This is a genomic window from Zobellella denitrificans (assembly GCF_002407485.1).
In the GTDB taxonomy this organism is placed as follows: domain Bacteria; phylum Pseudomonadota; class Gammaproteobacteria; order Enterobacterales; family Aeromonadaceae; genus Oceanimonas; species Oceanimonas denitrificans.
Map to the genome: position 1 here is coordinate 368,073 of NZ_CP012621.1, position 20,095 is coordinate 388,167.

A 20,095-nucleotide genomic window follows, 5' to 3' on the forward strand; every position below is an offset into this window, starting at 1 on the left:
GCAACAAAACGGTTACTTGGCTGTGAAATATTTGTTGACTCAGGAGTCAGTTTTTTATTTTAATTACAGGTAAAGATACTACCATTCTGTTGGTCGGCAATGTGCAGCGTATTCGCTGAAGGAGGCAAACCTTGATTAAGTTCCTACTTAACCAGGAGTTGCGGGAGGAGAAGGACCTTTCGCCAAATATGACGGTGTTGAATTATCTGCGTACCCGCGCGGCTAAGACCGGCACCAAGGAAGGATGTGCGTCCGGTGACTGCGGCGCCTGTACCGTGGTGCTGGGGGAGCGTGAAGGAGACCGGATCAGCTATCGCTCGGTCAACTCCTGCCTGACCTTCGTGTCGGCGCTGCACGGCAAGCAGTTGATCACCGTGGAGGATCTCAAGTCGAAGGACGGCCGCCTGCACCCGGTGCAGCAGGCCATGGTGGACTTCCACGGCTCCCAGTGCGGTTTCTGCACCCCGGGCTTTATCATGTCCATGTTCGCCCTGAGCAAGAACAAGCCCGCGGCCGACAAGCACGACATCCTCGAGGCCCTGGCCGGCAACCTGTGCCGCTGCACCGGCTACCGGCCCATCGTCGATGCGGCCAAGGCCATCGCCGAGCAGCCGCAGCTGGCCGATGACTTCTCCCGCTACGAGGCCGAAGTGGTGGCCAGGCTGGCGCAGATCGAGACCGACACCCTGGTGACCCTGGAAGGGGACGACAAGGTGTGCTTCTCGCCCACCTCCAGCGCCGAACTGGCGACCCTGCTGGAACAGCATCCGGACGCCCGGCTGCTGGCCGGCGGTACCGATCTGGCGCTGGAAGTCACCCAGTTCCACCGGGAACTGCCCAAGATGATCTATGTGGGCAACGTGGCCGACATGAAGCAGCTGGAAGAAACCGACGAGCAGCTGGTGATCGGCGCCGCCCGCACCCTGAGCGACAGCTACGATGCCCTGAGCCGCAGCTACCCGGACTTCGGCGAGCTGCTGCACCGTTTCGCCTCCCTGCAGATCCGCAACCAGGGCACCCTGGGCGGCAACATCGGCAACGCCTCGCCCATCGGCGACGCCCCGCCGGTGCTGATCGCGCTCAATGCCCGCCTGGTGTTGCGCAAGGGCGAGCGGGTGCGCGAGCTGCCCATCGAGGAGTACTTCCTGAGCTACAAGGTGACCGCCCAGGAAGAAGGCGAGTTCATTGAGAAGGTGATAGTGCCCAAGCCCGCGGCCAACCAGCACTTCAAGGTGTACAAGCTGTCCAAACGGATAGACGACGATATTTCCGCGGTGTGCGGCGCCTTCAACCTGACCATAGAAAACGGCAAGGTGACCGAGGCCCGCATCGGCTTCGGCGGCATGGCGGCCACGCCCAAGCGGGCTGCGGCCTGTGAGCAGGCGCTGGTGGGCCAGGACTGGAACCACGCCACCGTCAAGGCGGCGATGAAGGCCCTGGACGGCGACTTCCAGCCCCTGTCCGACTTCCGCGCCAGCAAGGAATACCGCGCCAAGACGGCGGCAAACCTGCTCTACAAGTTCTTTATCGAGCAACAGGATCTGAAACTGGAAACCAGGGTGACGTCTTATGTCTAACAAACCGCTGAACACGCTCACCATCGACGAAATGATGGAAAGGATCAAACAGGACCTGCAGACCGGCGTGGGCAAGAGCGTGCCCCACGACAGCGCCGCCAAGCAGGTGGCCGGCGAGGCCCAGTACATCGACGATCGGCTGGAGTTCCCCAATCAGTTGCATGTGTATGCCCGGCTGTCCGACAAGGCTCACGCCCGCATCACCAAACTGGATGTGAGCCCCTGCTACCAGTTTCCCGGCGTGGCCATCGCCATTACCGCCCAGGACGTGCCCGGCGAGCTGGACATAGGCCCGGTGCTGGCGGGGGATCCCCTCCTGGCCGATGGCAAGGTGGAATACTACGGCCAGCCGGTGCTGGCGGTGGCAGCCAACGATCTCGAGACCGCCCGCAAGGCGGCCATGGCCGCCATCGTGGAATATGAAGAGCTGCCGGCGGTGCTGTCGGTGGAAGAAGCGCTGGCAAAAGAGCTGTTCGTGACCGAGAGCCACAAGCAGCAGCGCGGCGACTCCGCCGCCGGACTCAAGCAGGCCAAGCACGTGATCGAGGGCAGCCTGCACATCGGCGGCCAGGAACACTTCTACCTGGAAACCCAAATCAGCTCGGTGGTGCCCACCGAAGACGGCGGCATGCTGGTGTTCACCTCCAGCCAGAACCCGACCGAGGTGCAGAAGCTGGTGGCCAGCGTCCTGGGCGTGCCCATGAACAAGGTCGTCATCGACATGCGCCGTATGGGCGGCGGCTTCGGCGGCAAGGAAACCCAGGCCGCGGGCCCGGCCTGCATGGCCGCCGTGGTGGCCCGGCTCACCGGCCGCCCGGCCAAGATGCGCCTGCCGCGGGTCGAAGACATGATGATGACCGGCAAGCGTCATCCCTTCTTCAACCAGTACAAGGTAGGCTTCGACGACAACGGCCGTATCGAGGCGGCGGAAATCGTGGTGGCCGGCAACTGCGGCTACTCGCCGGATCTGTCCTCGTCCATCGTGGACAGGGCCATGTTCCACTCGGACAACGCCTACTACCTGGGCGACGCCACCGTCATCGGCCACCGCTGCAAGACCAATACCGCCTCCAACACCGCCTACCGCGGGTTCGGCGGCCCCCAGGGCATGATGACCATCGAGCACGTGATGGACGAGATCGCCTCCAAGCTTGGCAAGGATCCGCTGGAGATCCGCAAGGTCAACTTCTACGGCAAGGATGAGCGCAACGTCACCCACTACCACCAGACCGTGGAGCACAACATCATCCACGAGATGGTGGCGGATCTGGAGCAGTCGGCCGAGTACGGCAAGCGGCGCGAGGAAATCAAGGCGTTCAACGCCCGCAGCCCCATCCTCAAGAAGGGCATCGCCATCACCCCGGTGAAGTTCGGTATTTCCTTCACCGCCACCTTCCTCAACCAGGCGGGGGCGCTGATCCACATCTATACCGACGGCAGCATCCACCTCAACCACGGCGGCACCGAAATGGGCCAGGGCCTCAACACCAAGGTGGCCCAGATAGTGGCGGAAGAGTTCCAGGTGGACGTGGATCGCATCCAGATCACCGCCACCAACACCGACAAGGTGCCCAATACCTCGCCGACGGCGGCCTCGAGCGGCACCGATCTGAACGGCAAGGCGGCCCAGAACGCGGCCCAGACCATCAAGCAGCGCCTGATCGACTGGGCGGCGGGCCACTTCAAGGTCAGCCCCGAGGACGTGGTGTTCAAGAACAACTTCGTGCAGATCCGCCAGCAGCTGCTGTCGTTTCCGGAATTCGTGCAACTGGCCTATTTCAACCAGGTGTCGCTCTCCAGCACCGGCTTCTACAAGACGCCGAAGATCTACTACGACCACGCCACCGGCTCCGGTCGTCCCTTCTACTACTTCGCCTACGGCGCCGCCTGTGCCGAAGTGGTGGTGGACACCCTGACCGGCGAGTACAAGATACTGCGTGCCGACATACTGCACGACGTGGGTGACTCCCTCAACCCGGCCATCGACATCGGCCAGGTGGAAGGCGCCTTTATCCAGGGCGTGGGCTGGCTGACCACCGAGGAGCTGGTGTGGAACGACCAGGGCCGGCTGATGACCAACGGTCCGGCGGGCTACAAGATCCCGGCGGTGGCGGACATGCCCATCGACTTCCGGGTCAAGCTGGTGGAAAACCGCAAGAACCCGGAAGACACGGTATTCCACTCCAAGGCCGTGGGCGAGCCGCCCTTTATGCTCGGCATGTCGGTGTGGTGTGCGCTGAAAGACGCCGTGGCCAGCGTGTCCGGCTACCGCCGCTACCCGCACATCGACGCGCCGGCCACCCCGGAACGGGTGCTGTGGGGCGTGGAGCAGATGCAGGCGCTGGTGGAGCAGGACGAGATCGCCACCCGGGTCGAGGATGTGTTGATCAAGTAAGGGCAGGGGCAGCCACCAGGATGGCTGTCAGCTGTGTGCGGGGGTGCGGCAAACAGAGTCGCCTCCCCCGACACGCTTCAAGTACATCCCTGTATCGCTCGGCACATGCCATCCCTGGCATGTGACGGTCGGCTGAGGCGGCTCTGTTTGCCTTTTTCAGGACTCGACATTGCTGGTGGCTTGCCAGCGGGCGATGCCGGGACAGTGAGGCGGCCTTTGGCCGACTTGCCAGGAACCCCGGGTGTTTGAGACGGAACCATCGTCTTCGAGGAGTAAGCTATGTTCAAGGATAACTGGATTCAGGCGCTGGCCGAGCTGGAACAGAAGGGGGAACCCTGTGTGCTGGTGACGGTGGTGGAGCACAAGGGCTCCACCCCGCGGGACAGCGGCACCAAGATGCTGGTGACCGAACAGGGCTGCCATGCCACCATAGGTGGCGGCCACCTCGAATACAAGGCGCTGGAGCTGGCCCGGGACATGCTGGCCCGGGGCGAGCAGCAGATGAAGGTCGAGCGCTTCAACCTGGGCGCCAGCTTGGGGCAGTGCTGCGGCGGCATGGCCACCATCATGCTGGAGCCGGTGGTACGGCCCCGCCATCACCTGGTATTGTTCGGCGCCGGCCATGTGGCCAAGGCGCTGGTGCACATAGTGGCGACCCTGCCGTTTCGCATCACCTGGATAGACGAGCGGGCCGAGGAGTTTCCCGCCGAGCTGCCCGCCGGTGTCACCCGGGTGGTGAGCGAGGATCCGGTGGACGAGGTCGACGACCAGCCCGCCGGCAGCTTCTACCTGGTGATGACCCACAACCACCAGCTCGATCTGGAGCTGTGCGCCCGTATTCTCAAGCGTAACGACGCCCGCTACTTCGGGGTGATCGGCTCGCGCACCAAACGCAAGCGCTTCGACTACCGGCTGCAGGAGCGGGGCTTCGATGACGCGGCCCTGGCCCGGATGATCTGCCCCATCGGCCTGGCCGAAGTGGCCGGCAAGCATCCGGCGGAAATCGCGGTGTCGGTGGCCGGCCAGTTGATCGCCGCCTACCAGGCCGAACCGGTACCCATGACAGCGGCGGCCCCCGCCGCCGCCCACACGCTTTAAGTATTATCGATGGAAGGAGACGCACGACCATGACGCAGCCAAAGGCGTATCGTGCCGCTATTTTGCACAGCCTGGGCGATCCGGCCCAGGTCGGCCTGGAGGCCAGCCATGCCTACTACCCGGACGGCGTCCTGGTGGTGGCCGACGGTCGCGTCCGGGATATAGGCCCGGCCGACGAGGTGCTGGCGCGCCAGCCCGCCGGGCTCGACATCACCCGGTTTGAAAACCGGCTGATCACCTCGGGTTTTATCGACACCCATATCCACTTTCCCCAGACCGAGATGATCGCCTCCTATGGCGAGCAACTGCTCGACTGGCTCAACAACTACACCTTCCCGGAAGAGCGCAAGTTCGTCGACCAGGCCCACGGCGCCCGGGTGGCCGAGCTGTTCCTGGACGAGCTGCTGCGCAACGGCACCACCACCGCCATGGTGTTCGGCACCGTGCACAAGGCGTCGGTGGATGCCTTCTTCACCGCCTCCCACGCGCGTAACATGCGCATGATCGCCGGCAAGGTGATGATGGATCGGCACGCCCCCGACTACCTGCTCGACACGCCTGAGTCCGGTTACGCCGACAGCAAGGAGCTGATCGAGCGCTGGCATAAAAAAGGCCGCCAGCTCTATGCGGTGACGCCGCGCTTTGCGCCCACCAGCACCGCCGAGCAGCTGGCGCTGGCCGGCAAGCTGCTGGCGGAATACGACGACGTCTATATGCAGACCCACCTGTCCGAAAACCAGCAGGAGATCGAATGGGTCAAGTCCCTGTTCCCGGAGCAGAAAGGCTACCTGGACGTGTACGATCACTTCGGCCTGCTGGGGGATCGCTCCGTGTTCGCCCATGCGGTGCACCTGGAGCAGGAGGAAGCGGCACGCATGGGGGAAACCGATTCGGTGATCTCCTTCTGCCCCACCTCCAACCTCTTCCTGGGTTCCGGCCTGTTCGACCTGCCCGGTGCCGAGCAGCGGGGGATCCGGGTCGGCCTGGGCACCGACGTGGGGGCCGGTACCAGCTTTTCCATGCTGCAGACCATCAACGAGGCCTATAAGATCCAGCAACTGCGCCGGCACAAGCTGCATCCGCTCAAGGCGCTCTATCTCGCCACCCTGGGCGGCGCCCGCTCGCTGCGGCTGGAAGACAAGGTGGGCAACCTGGCGGTGGGCAAGGAGGCGGACTTCCTGGTGCTGGACCTGCACGCCACCCCGCTGATGCAGGCGCGGATGAACAATGCACACAATCTGTTCGAGCAACTCTTCGTGCTGATGATGCTCGGAGATGACAGGGCCATCGCACAAACGTATATTTACGGCGAGTGCCGTTATCGGCGTGATCACTAGCCGGCGACGTCCTGCATTGCAGAATATCCGATAAACGCCCGTCAAGGGCGTTTTTTGTGTTCAGTCACAGACTTTGATATTCCGGCTGTCGAATCGGCAAAAACCCAGTAAGATTGTATACGAGAGCAATAACAATTTATTAACCGGCAAGGAATGCGGTACTCCGCCGTAGATACAGGCCGTAACTGGAAACCTAAACATGAGTTCACTCAGTCAACTGGAGCCAAGACCTGTCAAGTCGAGCTCAAACACTCAGGACGATATCGTTTACGAACATATCTTCGACGCCATTCTCGAACAGCGGCTGGCGCCGGGCACCAAGCTCAGCGAGGAAGCCCTGGGCGAGATCTTCGGCGTCAGCCGGACCATTATCCGCCGCGCCCTGCTGCGGCTGTCCCACGAGCAGGTGGTCAGCATCCGGCCCAACCGTGGCGCGGTGGTGGCGGCCCCCAGCGTGGAAGAAGCCCGGCAGATCTTCGCCGCCCGCCGGGTGGTGGAGCTGGCGGTGACCGAACTGGCGGTCGAGCACGCCACGCCCGAGAGCCTGGCCCGCATGCGCACCATGGTGCAGGAAGAGCAGGACGCCTTCGCCCGGGGCGATCGGGGCACCGGCATCCGTCTGTCCGGCGAGTTCCACCTGGAGTTGGCCCATATGGCCAACAACACGCCGCTGCTCAATTTCCAGCGCAGCGTGGTGTCCCAGACCTCGCTGATCATCGCCCAGTACGAGGTCGGCCACAAGGCCCACTGTTCCTTCAACGAGCACGAAGAGCTGCTCAAGGCCATCGAGTCGGGCGACAAGGACAAGGCCGTGACCATGATGAAGGAGCACTTGGATCATATCGAGGCCAAGCTGAACCTGGATAACGAGTCCGCTTCCACCGATCTGCACGTGGTGTTCTCCGGTGTGGTGAAAAAACAGAGTGGCCGCCGCCGCTGATACTCCCCAACGCGTGGGGCGGCCTGGCCGCCCACGCCGTTTCCTCTCTCTTCCTTTCACCTATCCATCTGATTTCCAAATACTTATTTTGTGGTCCAAGTCGATGCCGCCAACTGGCGCTACCGGTATCGAGGCCCGGCTCCTAATGTTGTGAACATGTAAACGGCAGTCCCGCTGCCGGTGTCCGTTCACCGCCACCTCCGGTGGCCAAGGGAGAATCTGATGTCAGCCGAAAACCAGAAAACCGTCGCCCTGCTCGAGCAGTTGTTCGCCGCCTTTAACCGCCACGATATCGAGGGCGTCATGGCCTGCATGGCCGACGACTGCGTGTTCGAGGGCGCCGCCGGCAGCGAGGCCTTCGGGACCCGCTTCAGCGGTGCCGAGGCCGTGGCCGCCGCCTTCGTCAAGGTCTGGACCACCTATCCCGACGTCAGCTGGCAAGGCACCAGCCACTTCGCCGCCGGCGACCGGGCCGTGTCCCAGTGGACCTTCTGCGCCACCTGTCCGGACGGCCGCCGCATCGAAGCCGACGGGGTCGATGTCTTCACCCTCAAGGACGGCAAACTGGTCCTGAAGCAGGCGTTCCGCAAGGACCGCCCCCTGCTGGATCCCCAGTAACCGCCACCACCTGATCTCGGGGAACACGAATATGGATATTGCCAACAACACCCAGGCGGAACTCCGCCAGCCGGCCCAGGCCAAAACCGTGCTGGACCGTTACGATCCCAGCTACGATCCCCTGGTGGCCGCCACCCCGGGACGGGGCCAGCAGTACGCACCGACCTACTGGGTGGCCACCGCCGGCACCCCGCCGGAAGACGACGGCCCGGTCACCGCCGACATGGATGTGGACGTGGTCATCATCGGCAGCGGATTTACCGGCCTGTCCTGCGCCGTCTTCCTGGCGAAGGAGCACGGCATCAAGGCCACGGTGCTGGAGGCTAACCAGGTCAGCTGGGGCTGCACCAGCCGCAACGGCGGCCAGGCCCAGAACGCCTCGGGCCGGCTCAGCCGCTCCCAGTGGATCCAGCGCTGGGGCCTGGACACCGCCCGGCGCATGCACGAGGAGGTGCGCGAGGGCTTCGACACCTTCAGGGGGCTGATCCGGGACGGCAACATCGACTGCAATCCCCAGGACGGCGGCCACCTCTACATTGCCCACCGGGACAAGGCCATGCGCAAGCTGGAGGCCGAGGCCAAGGTGCTGCGGGAGCAGTTCAACTACCACACCGAGCTGCTGGACAAGGCCACCCTCAGCCGCAACTACGTGAACGAGGCGGAGGCGGTGGGCGCCATGCACGAGCCGGACGGCATCGGCGTGCATCCGCTCAAGCTGGCCCAGGGCTATCACCGCATGGCGCGGGAGCTGGGCGCCACCATCCATCCCTCCAGCCCGGTGCTGGGCTGGGAGACCCGCAACGGCGTGCACTACCTGCAGACCCCGGGCGGGGTGGTGCGGGCCCGGGCGGTGGGGGTGGCTACCGGCGGCTATACCTCCCAGGGGCTGCACCAGAGCCTGCGCAGCAAGATCATGCCGATACTGTCCAACTCCCTGGTGACCCGGCCGATGACCGACAGCGAGATTGCCCAGTGCAATTTCATCACCAACGAGGTGATCACCGACACCCGTACCCTGCGCTATTACTACCGCAAGCTGCCCGACAACCGGCTGCAGATCGGCAGCCGCAGTTCCATCACCGGCGCCGATGCCCACAATCCCAAGCACCTGCAGGTGCTGATCGACGGCATGCACCGCAAGTTTCCGGCGCTCAAGGGCATCAAGATCGACTACTCCTGGTGGGGCTGGGTGGACGTCAGCCACGACATGATGCCGCGCATCGCCCAGCCGGATGAAAGGGAGCAGATCTTCTACGCCCTGGGCTACGGCGGCAACGGCGTCATGTTCTCGGCCCATGCCGGCCGGCGCATGGCCCAGCGCATCGCGGGTATCCGCGAGGGGTTCGAGCTGCCCATCTACAACTCGCCGCTGCCGGGACACCTGTTCGCGCCCTTCCGCCGCCTGGGCCAGCGCATGCTCTACCACTGGTACCACCTGCGCGACGAACACCTGTAATGGTATAGAGCATCATATAGTTTAAAACTGAGGCGGCTCTGATACGCTTTTGGTCGAAGGCATTGTTGATTCTGGCGAGGCAGAGGCCGTCGGCCAAAGGGTGCTACTCCTCCGGCACGCCGTAAACCCATCCATGGGGGCTCCGCCGCGCCCTTCCTGGCGCGGAGGGCCGGCGGAGGTGGCTCTGTTGACTCTCTCTAGGTTGCAACAGACAACAAATAGCTAATTGGTCGTTTTATGAATTGTTCGGTGCTCTAGTTCGCCTGAACCACGCCGGGAGCCGATGCCCCGGCGTTTCCATTTTGTTTTCAATATGTTGCCCTGTGGTTTACAAGCGGCAGCAAAAAGGGTCAAACTGGGTTGTTCCGGCCCGCAGGGCCATGCATCGACAGGTAAGTTGAGTCACCATGTTCCAGCTGTTTCACCTCTCCACGGAAAAAAGCACCAGCCTGCAGCAACAGCTGCGCGAGCAGATCGCCGCCGCCATCCTCAACGGCAACATTCCCCAGGACAGCCCGCTGCCCTCCAGCCGCAAGCTGGCCAAGCAGCTGTGCATCGCCCGCAATACGGTGGTGCTGGCCTACGAGCACCTGCTGGACGACGGTTATCTCATCGCCCGCGAGCGCAGCGGCTATTTCGTCAACCCCGAGATACTGTCGCGCCAGCCCGAGGTGCCAGCCAAGGAAAACCCGCTCGAGGGCGGCCATGCGCCCGACTGGGCCCGCAAGCTCAAGATCCGCCCGGGCAGCCAGCAAAACATCACCAAGCCCAAGGACTGGCAGAAGTATCCCTATCCCTTTATCTACGGCCAGTTCGACCCCAGCCTGTTCCCCAGCAACAACTGGCGCGAATGCTGCCGTGACGCGGTGAGCGTGCCGGCGATCCGGGACTGGGCCTCGGACCGGTTCGACAACGACGATCCCCTGCTGATCGAGCAGATCCGTACCCGGTTGCTGCCCCGGCGCGGAGTCTGGGCCTCGGCGGACCAGATCCTGGTGACGGTGGGCGCCCAGCAGGCGCTGTACATGCTGGCCCGGCTGCTGCTGGACGGCGACAGCACCATCGGCATCGAGGATCCGGGCTATGTGGATATCCGCAATATCGCCACCATGAACCCGGCCAAGGTGCGTCCGTTGCCGGTGGACGAACAGGGACTGATCGTCGACGAACGGCTCGATGGCTGTGATCTCGTCTACAGCACCCCCAGCCACCAGTGCCCCACCACGGTGACCATGCCGCTGGAGCGGCGCTATGCGCTGCTGGACAAGGCCAGCGAGCAGGACTTTTTGATCATCGAGGACGACTACGAGAGCGAGAGCAACTTCAGGACCAACCCCATTCCGGCCCTGAAGAGCCTGGACAAGAACGACAGGGTGCTCTACGTGGGCAGCCTGTCCAAGACCCTGGCGCCGGGACTGCGCCTGGGCTACCTGGTGGGGCCGGCGGAGCTTATCCGCGAGGCGCGCGCCCTGCGCCGGCTGATGCTGCGCCACCCGGCGGCCAACAACCAGCGTTCGGTGGCGCTGTTCCTGGAGCGGGGCTACCACGACGCCCTGATCATGAACATCGCCAAGGCCTACGAGGAGCGCTGGCAGGAAATGGGCGCGGCGCTGGATGAATACCTGCCGTCCTCCAGCCGCCAGCCCAGCTTCGGCGGCTCCTGCTACTGGGTGCGCGGCCCCGAGGGGCTGGACAGCCGCATCCTGCGCAAGGAGGCGGCGGATCGGGGCATCCTGATCGAACCCGGCGACATCCATTTTCTGGCCGAGCCGGTGCCGCTCAACTACTTCCGCCTGGGCTACTCTTCCATCCCCGCCGCCAGGATCCGCCCCGGCATCAAGGCGCTGGTGGAGCTGATCGAGGATATGGTCTGAGTCCCTTCATGTTGACCACTTGTTAACGAGGGGCGCCGTCGGGCGCCTCTCTTGTTTTTCAATTAATTGATTATTAAGTGCTTTATGGCTGGCGTAACCGTTGTTACGGAACTGGTCCTACTCTCTTCCCCCCCCACTTCCTAATCTAGCTCCAGTGAATCACATCGCAGCCAGCAGGCGCCATTCGCCCCGCCGACATCCGGGAGGGGAAGCCCGGAACGAGGCGGCCGGCGGTGGCCGATTCACCACAGAACCAATAACAAACAAATGAAAACCTGCTTGAACCGAAACATTGGATTGAACCCTCCGGGGTGACGGCCACCACCGTCACCGACAGGAACCAGCAAAAAGGAAGACAGCTATGCCACGTATGACTCCCAGTGAAGCCATGGTCGAAACCCTGGCGGCCAACGGTGTAACCGATATCTTCGGCATCATGGGCTCCGCCTTCATGGACGCCATGGACATCTTCGCCCCGGCGGGCATCCGCCTGATCCCCACGGTGCACGAGCAGGGCGCCGGCCACATGGCCGACGGCTACGCCCGGGTCAGCGGCCGGCACGGCGTCTGTATCGCCCAGAACGGCCCCGGCATCACCAACTTCGTGACCGCCATCGCCGCCGCCTACTGGGCCCACAGCCCGGTGGTGTGCATCACCCCGGAAACCGGCTCCATGACCCAGGGCCTGGGCGGCTTCCAGGAAGCGCAGCAGTTGCCCTTCTTCGAGACCATCACCAAGTACCAGGGCCACGTGGCCAACCCGGCGCGGATGGCCGAGTTCACCGCCCGCTGCTTCGACCGGGCCATGCTGGAAAACGGCCCCACCCAGCTCAACATTCCGCGGGACTTCTTCTACGGTGACATCAACGTGGAGATCCCCCAGCCGATCCGCATCGAGCGCGGCGCCGGCGGCGAGCAGAGCCTGCAGCAGGCGGCCACCCTGCTGGCCGAAGCCAGGAACCCGGTGATCATCTCCGGCGGCGGCGTGGTGATGGCCGACGCGGTGGAGGAGTGCAAGGCCCTGGCCGAGTTCCTGGGGGCCCCCGTGGTCAACAGCTACCTGCATAACGACTCCTTCCCGGCCAGCCACCCGCTGTGGTGCGGCCCGCTGGGCTACCAGGGCTCCAAGGCCGGCATGAAGCTTATCTCCCGCGCCGACGTGGTGCTGGCACTGGGTACCCGCCTGGGGCCGTTCGGCACCCTGCCCCAGCACGGCCTGGACTACTGGCCGAAGCAGGCCAAGATCATCCAGGTGGACTGCGACGCCAAGATGCTGGGCCTGGTGAAGAAGATTTCCGTCGGCGTGTGCGGTGACGCCAAGGCCGCCGCCGTCTCCATCCTCGAGCGGCTGCAGAACCTCAACGTCGCCTGCCTGGAAAACAAGGGTGCCCGCGCCAGTGAGATCGCCGCCGAAAAAGCGGCCTGGGAAGCGGAGCTGGATCAGTGGATCCACGAGAAGGACGACTATTCCCTGGACATGATCGCCGAGCAGGCGGAAGAGCAGGGCAGCTACCTGCATCCGCGCCAGGTGCTGCGCGAGCTGGAAAAGGCCATGCCCGAGGACGTGATGGTGTCCACCGACATCGGCAACATCAACTCGGTGGCCAACAGCTACCTGCGCTTCGAGAAGCCGCGCTCCTTCTTCGCCGCCATGAGCTTCGGCAACTGCGGTTACGCCCTGCCGACCATCATCGGCGCCAAGACCGCCGCGCCCCATCGTCCGGCCATTTCCTACGCCGGTGACGGTGCCTGGGGCATGTCGATGATGGAGATCATGACCTGCGTACGCGAACACATTCCGGTGACCTCCATCGTGTTCCACAACCGCCAGTGGGGCGCGGAGAAGAAGAACCAGGTCGACTTCTACAACCGCCGCTTCGTGGCCGGCGATCTGGAAAACCCCAGCTTCGCCGACATCGCCCGCGCCATGGGTGCCGAAGGGGTGACGGTGGACAAGCTGGAAGACGTGGGCCCGGCCCTGAAGGCCGCCATCGCGCGCCAGATGGAGGAGGGCAAGACCACCGTCATCGAGATCATGTGCACCCGCGAGCTGGGCGACCCTTTCCGCCGCGACGCCCTGTCCAAGCCGGTGCGTCACCTGGACAAGTACAAGGACTATTGCTGATAAGGAAGCTGCCCGCCACGGCGGGCAGCTCGGCTTTATCATCAAGCCGTCTGTTTTACTGGCATGAGCCGGCCAAAGGGCCCACTCCTCCGACACGCCGCAAGTACATCCATGTAGGCTCGCACATGCCATCCCTGGCATGTGACGGTCGGCGGAGCGGTTCCCTTTGTCCGTCTCTTCTGACATGGGTGTCGCCTGTTTATGCCAGTCTGCCGATACCGGAACACAACCCGATGCCATTGTGCCAGTGGCCTCCGGTGGTCTTCTGTCGAACAGGAAGGGAATCATGCTCAATACCGCGCCCAAGGAATGCCCGCCCCACTTGCTGGCCCTGGCCCGCCAGCACCCCAGGGTCACCACTGTGGTGATCAACCCGGTCAACGCCGTGTCCCTGGCCAGCGCCCGGCTGGCCCGGGAGCAGGGGCTGATCGAGCCGATACTGGTGGGGGATGTGGCCGTCATGCGACATCAGGCCCAGGCCATGGGCTGGACGCTGGACGGCCTGCGCCTGGTGCCGGCCGCCGACGAAACCGAGGCCGCCCGCCTGGGCGTCGCCCTGGTCAGCCAGGGCGAGGCCGACGCCATCATGAAGGGCCATGTGCATACCGATATCCTGCTGCGGGCGGTGCTGAACAAGTCCGCCGGGCTGCGCACCGACAGCCGGCTGAGCCACCTGTTCCACATGACGGTGCCGGGCAGCTGCAAGGCCCTGTGCATCACCGATGCGGTGATCAACGTCCAGCCGACGGTGCTCGACAAGCTGCACATCGCCCGCAACGCCATCGGCCTGATGCACGCCCTGGGCAACCCCGAGCCCAAGGTGGCGGTGCTGTCGGGCACCGAGGAGGTGAGCAAGAGCATGCCTTCCAGCCTGGACGCCGCCGAGCTGGTCAAGCTGGCGGCCATGGGGGCCCTGCCCGGCGCCCTGGTGGAAGGGCCGCTGGCCTTCGACAATGCGGTCTCGGCGGAGGCGGCGGCCATCAAGGGCATCCGCGGCCGGGTGCCGGGGCAGGCGGACATCCTGCTGGTGCCCAACCTGGAGTCGGGCAACTTCCTGTTCAAGCAGATGGTGTACTTTATGGGCGCCACCGCCGCCGGCCTGGTGCTGGGCGCCAGGGTGCCGATCATCCTCACCTCCCGCGCCGATCCGCCCGAGGCCCGGCTGGCGTCCTGCGCCCTGGCCGCCCTCCATTGTGCCCACCAGGCCAGCCGCGCCGCGGTGGCCTGAGCCTCGACCCGAAAGGAGCTGCCCATGTCACTCAGTCGTTATGGTTTTATCGTCAAGGGGCCGGACCTGGAGCTGTTCAAGCACCACGGCCGCATCAAGAGCGACGGCTTCGACATCGCCGTGGCCGGGGTGCGTACCCTGGAGGAGGCGGTCATGGCCGCCCAGGAAATGCTGACCCGGCGCATCGAGCTTATCGAGCTGTGCGGCGGCTTCAGCGCCGAGGAGGAAGCGCAGATCCGCGCAGCGATCCAGGATCACGTGCCCCTGGGGCGGGTAAGCTACCGGCCCGAAGACCAGGGCCGGGTCGACTGGCCCTGACCCCCTCGAGGCCGCTTTATGGCTGACGGCCGGCCCGGCGAGGAGCGGCCGTTTCCAGCTCCCCCTGCCGGCTCAGCCGGTAGTGATCCAGATCCCGTGCCAGCACCAGCCTGCCCCCGTAATGGGCGCGGGCTTCCGCCGCTATCTCGTCGATATGGGGCGAGCCGGCACCGTCCTGGTAGCGGGGGCTGAAGTGGGTGAGGATCAGGTTGGGCAGGCCGGCCTGTTCGGCGAAGCGGGCCACCCGCTCGGCGTCGCTGTGTTGGGGCGCCGGTCCCAGGCGCTCGGCCACTTCCCGGGTGTAGGTGGCCTCGTGCACCAGCAGGCAGGCGCCCCGGGCGGCCTCCGCCAGCAGGGCGGGGCTGTCGTTGTCACCGGCGATGATCACCTTGCGCGGCGCCCGTTCGGGCAGCCGGTAGTCCTGCCCCCTGAGGCGCCGTCCCTCGAACTCCAGCTCCTCCCCCCGGTGCAGCCGGCCCCACAGCGGGCCGGCGGGAATGCCCTCGGCGGTCAGCCGGGTCACATCCAGCTTGGCTTCCACCCGGGTTTCGGTAAACACATAGGCATAACTCGGCACCCGGTGGGACAGGGCCACCGCTTCCAGCGTGAAATCCTGCACCGCCAGGGGGGCCTGCAGCGATTCGACCGGCACGAAATCGATGGGGAAGTCGAGCCGGAGATCGCTCAGCCGGGCCACGCACTCGATAAAAGCCGCGATGGGCGCTGGGGCGATGATGCGCAGCGGCGCCGTGCGCCCGGCCAGGGCGGCGCTGGCCAGCAGCCCGGGCAGGCCGTAGCAGTGGTCGCCGTGCACATGGGTGATCAGCAGGGTGTCGAGCTGCATCGGCGACAGCCGGGTATGCAGCAGCCGGTGCTGGGTGCCTTCGCCGCAGTCGATCAGGCACCAGGCGCGGGCGCCGGCCCTGCGCAGGGCCAGGCCGGAGACGTTGCGGCTCTTGGTGGGGGTACCGGAGGAGGTGCCGAGGAAGATCAGTTCCATGCGCTGCGCCGACGAAAAAGGAGTCCCTTGATGGTAACCGCAAGCGCCGGGATGGGGAATCCGGAGTCACTTTCTGGACGCTGTTTGCGATCGTTACAAAGATGTCTGTCACTCATCCAGCAAGGAGTCAACAGAGCTACCTCCGCCGACACGCCGCAATATATGACACTCGCTGTTTCGACCTGCTGCGAACATGCGCTGGAGGTTCGGTCAGGCCGAAACCGCTCGTCGCGGCGAGCAAGCTCGCCCCCTGTAGGCTCGCACCTGCCGGATGTTGCAGAAACCGCCGTATCATCGCTTCGCGATGCTGGCGGCGGTGCTAGGCGCTTCGCGCCCCCTGGCAGGTGACGGTCGGCGAAGGTAGCCCTGTTGCCTCTTCACTCGGGCATAGCAGACAGCTCTGCGAATATCCTGAACAAGCTCCCGGCAGAAGGGCATCATTCAGCCGGCGCTTTTTTCTCCGGCCGGGGCACGATCAGGGTGGGGATGCGCGACTCGCGCAGCACGTTCTTGGCCACGCTGCCGAGCAGGGTGTGCAGCCAGCCCTTTTCGTGGGCGCCCATCACGATAAGATCGCAACCCAGCTCCCGGGAGCGGCGGAGTATGGTCTGCACCGGGTAGCCCTCCACCACTTCGCAGCCGACGATCTTGGTGCGCAGCGCCTTTTCGGTGGGGGCGATCACCTCCCAGAAATAATCCTGCCGTTGCTGCAACTGGGCCCTGGCGTGGTTGAGCCGCTGGTGCAGGAACTCCTCCCGGCTGCTCTGGTTGAGGATGTAGGACTGCAGGGTCAGCTTCTCGTCACCGGACAGTTGCTCCACCACGTTCAGCACATGGATGTCGGCGCCGGTCTGCCTGGCCAGGTAGACGGCGTACTGGAAGGCGTAGGAGGCGTTCTTGGAGAGATCGGTGCAGTAGAGGATCTTGTTCACTTGGGGCAGCATCTGGACACTCCTTTTCGGTGATCAGGCTTCGGCATGGCGGCCTCTGGGTAACAGTATGGTGCCGCCGCCGGGGCTTGTCCTTGACCTGGGTCAGCCCGGCGGCGGCTTGTGCTAATAGCCCAGCAAGCCGGGCAGGAACAGGGCTATCTGCGGCACATAGGCGATGATGAAGACGGCGATCACCGACGTCAGGGCGAAGGGCAGGGCCCGTACCGAAATCTCCTCGATGGAGGTGCCCGACACCCCGGAGGCGATGAACAGGTTCTCGCCGAGCGGCGGGGTCTGGAAGCCGATGGACAGGCAGCACACCACCACTATGCCGAAGTGGATGGGGTCTATCCCCAGGTTGTAGGCCACCGGCAGCAGCACCGGCGTCAGGATCATGATGGCGGCCAGGGTCTCCATGAACATGCCCACGAACAGCAGAAAGAAGATGATCAGCGCCCAGATCAGGTAGATGTTGGTGGTCATCTCCAGCATGGAGGCGGCGACGATGGCCGGGATCTGGTTTTCCACCAGCAGGCGGCCGAACACGGTGGCGGTGAACAGGATCAGCAGCACCCGTCCGGTCAGCCAGGTGGTGGTTTCCAGCGAGCGCAGCACGTCCTTGAACTTCAGCTCCTTGTGCACGAGAAAGCCGATCACCAGGGTGTAGAAGATGGCGACGATGGCGGACTCGGTGGGCGTGAACAGGCCACTGTAGATGCCGCCCAGGATGACGATGGGCGCCAGCACCGACCAGATGCCCTTGCGCAGGGCGGCCAGGGTGTGGCCGGCGGACCAGCCCTCGGTGGTGCCCTTGTAGCCGTGCTTGCGGCACAGGAAATAGTTCATGATCAGCAGGCCGCAGGACAGCACCAGGCCAGGCAGGAAGCCGGCGATAAACAGCTTGGGAATGGACACCGACTGGAACTGGCCGTGCTGGGCAATGGCCTCGGGTGGCGCCATCAGCCCCATGGCCGAGATGCCGAAGATCACCATGGGAATGGAGGGCGGTATCACCACCCCCAGGCCGCCGGAGGAGGCGGTGATGGCCGAGGCGTAGCCCTTGCCGTAGCCGCGCTGCACCATGGCCGGGATCATCAGCATGCCCACGGCGGCGGTGGTGGCCGGGCCCGAGCCGGAGATGGCGCCGAAGAACATGCAGGCCATGACGGTGGCGGCGGACATGCCGCCGGTGAAGGGGCCGGCGAAACTTTCGGCCAGGTCCACCAGCCGTTTGGAAATGCCGGCGGCCTCCATCAGGGCCCCGGCCAGGATAAAGGCGGGCAGGGCCATCAGCGGAAAGGAACCGACCGAGGTAAAGGCGATCTGCACGAACTTGATCGGGTTTTCGCCCAGGTAGAGGAAGGAGGCCAGCGCCGAGACGCCCAGCGAGACGCTGATGGGCGCCCCGAGCAGCAGCAGGGCCAGGAAGCTCCCGAACAGTATCATGACGACGGATGATTCAACCATGGGGGTGCTCCTGCCTTAACTCGACTTGGGTTGGCCCGAGGATTCGATCAACTTCTCGACCTCCAGGGACTCGGGATCCCGGATGTCGATGCCCCTGACCAGCTTGTAGTAGTTGACCTGCAGGATGCGCAGCGTCATCAGCGCGAAGGCGATGGGCAATATCATGTAGACGTACTTCATCGGAAAACCCAGGGTCTGGGATTTCCAGAACAGGTTCATCTTGTTGAACACGAAGTCGTAGCTCAGCCAGACGAAGTAGCCGTTGAAACAGACCCAGATCAGGTCCGCCAGGGCCTCCGAGATCACCGCCACTTTGGGCGGGAAGAGCTTGAACTGAAAGGTCACCCTGTTGTGGGCCGCCAGCTTGGTGGCATAGCTGGCGCCGAAATAGACGAACCAGACGAACATGTAGGTAGACAATTCCTCGCTCCAGGACAGGGAGTGGTTGAACAGCTGCCGCGAAATAATCTGGATGAACAGGATCACCACAAAGGTGGCGAGCAGGGTGCTGCAAATCACCCTTTCTATGTTATCGAGGATCTTGAAGATCAGTTTGCCGATGGTCATGACGTTTCCTCCCTGAGAAAAATGCACCCGGGCGCGGCCCGAGTGCATTTTTGCTGAGCCGGCGGCTTAGATGGCGTCGCGGCCCAGGGACTGCAGGATGCGGTTCAGGTTGTCCTTGCCGCCCAGCTTGTCGTAGTACTTGGGCCAGACCTTGCTGATGGCGTTGTCCATCCATTCCCGTTCGCCGTTGGCGGGCTCGGTGATGACCATGCCGCGGCTGGTCAGCTCGGCCTTGATCTTGTCTTCCTGCTCCACCAGCCAGCGGGCGCTGTGCTCGGTGGCCGCCTTGCCCGCCGCCAGTATGGCCTGCTGCACCTCGTCCGGCTGGGACTGGAACACCGCCTCGGACATGATCAGCGGCTCGATGGAGAACAGGTAGCGGATATTGGTGATGTACTTCTGTACCTCGTCGAACTTCATGGCGTAGACGGTGATGTAGGGGTTGTCCTGCCCGTCGACCACGCCCAGCTGCAGGCCGGTGAAGGTCTCGGACCAGGCCATGGGGGTGGGGTTGATGCCCCAGGCGCGGTAGGTGTCGATCATGATCTCGTTGTTGGGCACCCGTACCTTGAGCGCCTTGAGGTCACTCAGGCTCTGCACCGGCTGCTTGGAGTTGGTCAGCACCCGGAAACCGGAATAGGCCCAGCCGACGATGCGCACCCCGGCGTCGCGCACCGTGTTGTCCACCAGTTGCTGGCCCACCTCGCCCTGGGTCAGGGCCACGGCGTCATCCAGGCTCTGCACCATGTAGGGCAGGGTCAGCACGCCCACCGAGGGGGAGAAGGGGGTGACGTTGTTGATGGCCAGGATGGAGAAGTCGAGCAGCCCCATGGCGGCGTCGTTGACCGTGGCCTGCTCGTCGCCGAGCTGGCCGTTGAGGAACATTTGGGTATCGTGCTGGCCGTTGGTGCGCGCTTTCAGCTCTTCCGAGAATTTCAGCCCCAGCTCATGCTGGGTGCCGCCGGCCCCGTCGCCCACCGCGACCCTGAAGGTTTTGGCCTGGGCCAGGCTGCTGGTGGCCGCGGCGGCGCCCAGGCAGAGGGCGAAGGACAGGGATTTCACAAAACGTTGCTTGAATATCATGGCTACTTGCTCCAGTTGCAATGGCCCGGCCGAGGGCGGGGCGCTGACCTTCCGTGATACCGGGCAACCGGGGTTGCCCA

At 64.2% G+C, this 20,095-nt stretch carries 16 protein-coding genes; 11 read left to right on the top strand and 5 right to left on the bottom strand.

Annotation, left to right across the window (positions count from 1 at the left end):
• Positions 1-131: 131 nt before the first annotated feature.
• The 11 genes from xdhA (at position 132) to AN401_RS01810 (ending at position 14,966) form a co-directional block, all read left to right on the top strand.
• On the top strand, positions 132-1,577 hold the full coding sequence (gene xdhA, locus AN401_RS01760; RefSeq protein WP_096778378.1) for a xanthine dehydrogenase small subunit: 1,446 nt from the start codon (positions 132-134) through the stop codon (positions 1,575-1,577).
• Complete coding sequence (gene xdhB / locus AN401_RS01765; RefSeq protein ID WP_096778379.1) at positions 1,570-3,972, top strand: xanthine dehydrogenase molybdopterin binding subunit; 2,403 nt, start codon at positions 1,570-1,572, stop codon at positions 3,970-3,972. Before xdhA ends, xdhB begins: the two co-directional genes overlap by 8 nt.
• 279 nt (positions 3,973-4,251) lie before the next feature.
• On the top strand, positions 4,252-5,070 hold the full coding sequence (gene xdhC / locus AN401_RS01770) for a xanthine dehydrogenase accessory protein XdhC (RefSeq protein ID WP_096778380.1): 819 nt from the start codon (positions 4,252-4,254) through the stop codon (positions 5,068-5,070).
• A gap of 29 nt (positions 5,071-5,099) precedes the next feature.
• A complete protein-coding gene (gene guaD, locus AN401_RS01775; protein ID WP_094039622.1) occupies positions 5,100-6,407 on the top strand; it encodes a guanine deaminase in 1,308 nt (435 codons plus the stop codon).
• Between the two features lie 199 nt (positions 6,408-6,606).
• Positions 6,607-7,347 (top strand): GntR family transcriptional regulator, encoded by a 741-nt coding sequence (locus AN401_RS01780; RefSeq protein WP_096778381.1) that lies wholly within the window; start codon positions 6,607-6,609, stop codon positions 7,345-7,347.
• A gap of 222 nt (positions 7,348-7,569) precedes the next feature.
• Positions 7,570-7,965, top strand: coding sequence for a nuclear transport factor 2 family protein (locus AN401_RS01785; protein ID WP_094039620.1), 396 nt, complete (start codon positions 7,570-7,572; stop codon positions 7,963-7,965).
• A 31-nt stretch (positions 7,966-7,996) separates the two neighbouring features.
• Entirely contained in the window at positions 7,997-9,421 is a 1,425-nt protein-coding gene (locus AN401_RS01790; RefSeq protein ID WP_094039619.1) for an NAD(P)/FAD-dependent oxidoreductase, read from the top strand.
• A 407-nt stretch (positions 9,422-9,828) separates the two neighbouring features.
• A complete protein-coding gene (gene pdxR / locus AN401_RS01795; RefSeq protein ID WP_094039618.1) occupies positions 9,829-11,295 on the top strand; it encodes a MocR-like pyridoxine biosynthesis transcription factor PdxR in 1,467 nt (488 codons plus the stop codon).
• Positions 11,296-11,656: 361 nt separating this feature from the next.
• Positions 11,657-13,420 carry a sulfoacetaldehyde acetyltransferase gene (gene xsc, locus AN401_RS01800; RefSeq protein ID WP_096778382.1) on the top strand — a complete coding sequence of 588 codons (1,764 nt, stop codon included), beginning with the start codon at positions 11,657-11,659 and terminating at the stop codon, positions 13,418-13,420.
• Between the two features lie 286 nt (positions 13,421-13,706).
• The gene (locus tag AN401_RS01805; protein WP_096778383.1) at positions 13,707-14,648 is read left to right on the top strand and encodes a bifunctional enoyl-CoA hydratase/phosphate acetyltransferase; all 942 of its coding nucleotides are present in this window, start codon (positions 13,707-13,709) and stop codon (positions 14,646-14,648) included.
• A gap of 24 nt (positions 14,649-14,672) precedes the next feature.
• Positions 14,673-14,966: a DUF6506 family protein gene (locus tag AN401_RS01810; RefSeq protein ID WP_094039615.1), complete on the top strand. Its 294-nt coding sequence runs from the start codon at positions 14,673-14,675 to the stop codon at positions 14,964-14,966.
• A 16-nt stretch (positions 14,967-14,982) separates the two neighbouring features.
• Here AN401_RS01810 and AN401_RS01815 read toward each other — a convergent pair whose 3' ends face one another.
• The 5 genes from AN401_RS01815 to AN401_RS01835 form a co-directional block, all read right to left on the bottom strand.
• Positions 14,983-15,966: a ribonuclease Z gene (locus AN401_RS01815; RefSeq protein WP_096778384.1), complete on the bottom strand. Its 984-nt coding sequence runs from the start codon at positions 15,964-15,966 to the stop codon at positions 14,983-14,985.
• Between the two features lie 437 nt (positions 15,967-16,403).
• Positions 16,404-16,910, bottom strand: coding sequence for a universal stress protein (locus AN401_RS01820; protein WP_094039613.1), 507 nt, complete (start codon positions 16,908-16,910; stop codon positions 16,404-16,406).
• A 111-nt stretch (positions 16,911-17,021) separates the two neighbouring features.
• Positions 17,022-18,365, bottom strand: a complete 1,344-nt coding sequence (locus AN401_RS01825; RefSeq protein WP_094039612.1) for a TRAP transporter large permease — start codon at positions 18,363-18,365, stop codon at positions 17,022-17,024.
• Between the two features lie 15 nt (positions 18,366-18,380).
• Positions 18,381-18,932 carry a TRAP transporter small permease gene (locus AN401_RS01830; RefSeq protein ID WP_096778385.1) on the bottom strand — a complete coding sequence of 184 codons (552 nt, stop codon included), beginning with the start codon at positions 18,930-18,932 and terminating at the stop codon, positions 18,381-18,383.
• Positions 18,933-18,998: 66 nt separating this feature from the next.
• Entirely contained in the window at positions 18,999-20,015 is a 1,017-nt protein-coding gene (locus AN401_RS01835) for a TRAP transporter substrate-binding protein (RefSeq protein WP_096778386.1), read from the bottom strand.
• Positions 20,016-20,095 lie beyond the last annotated feature (80 nt).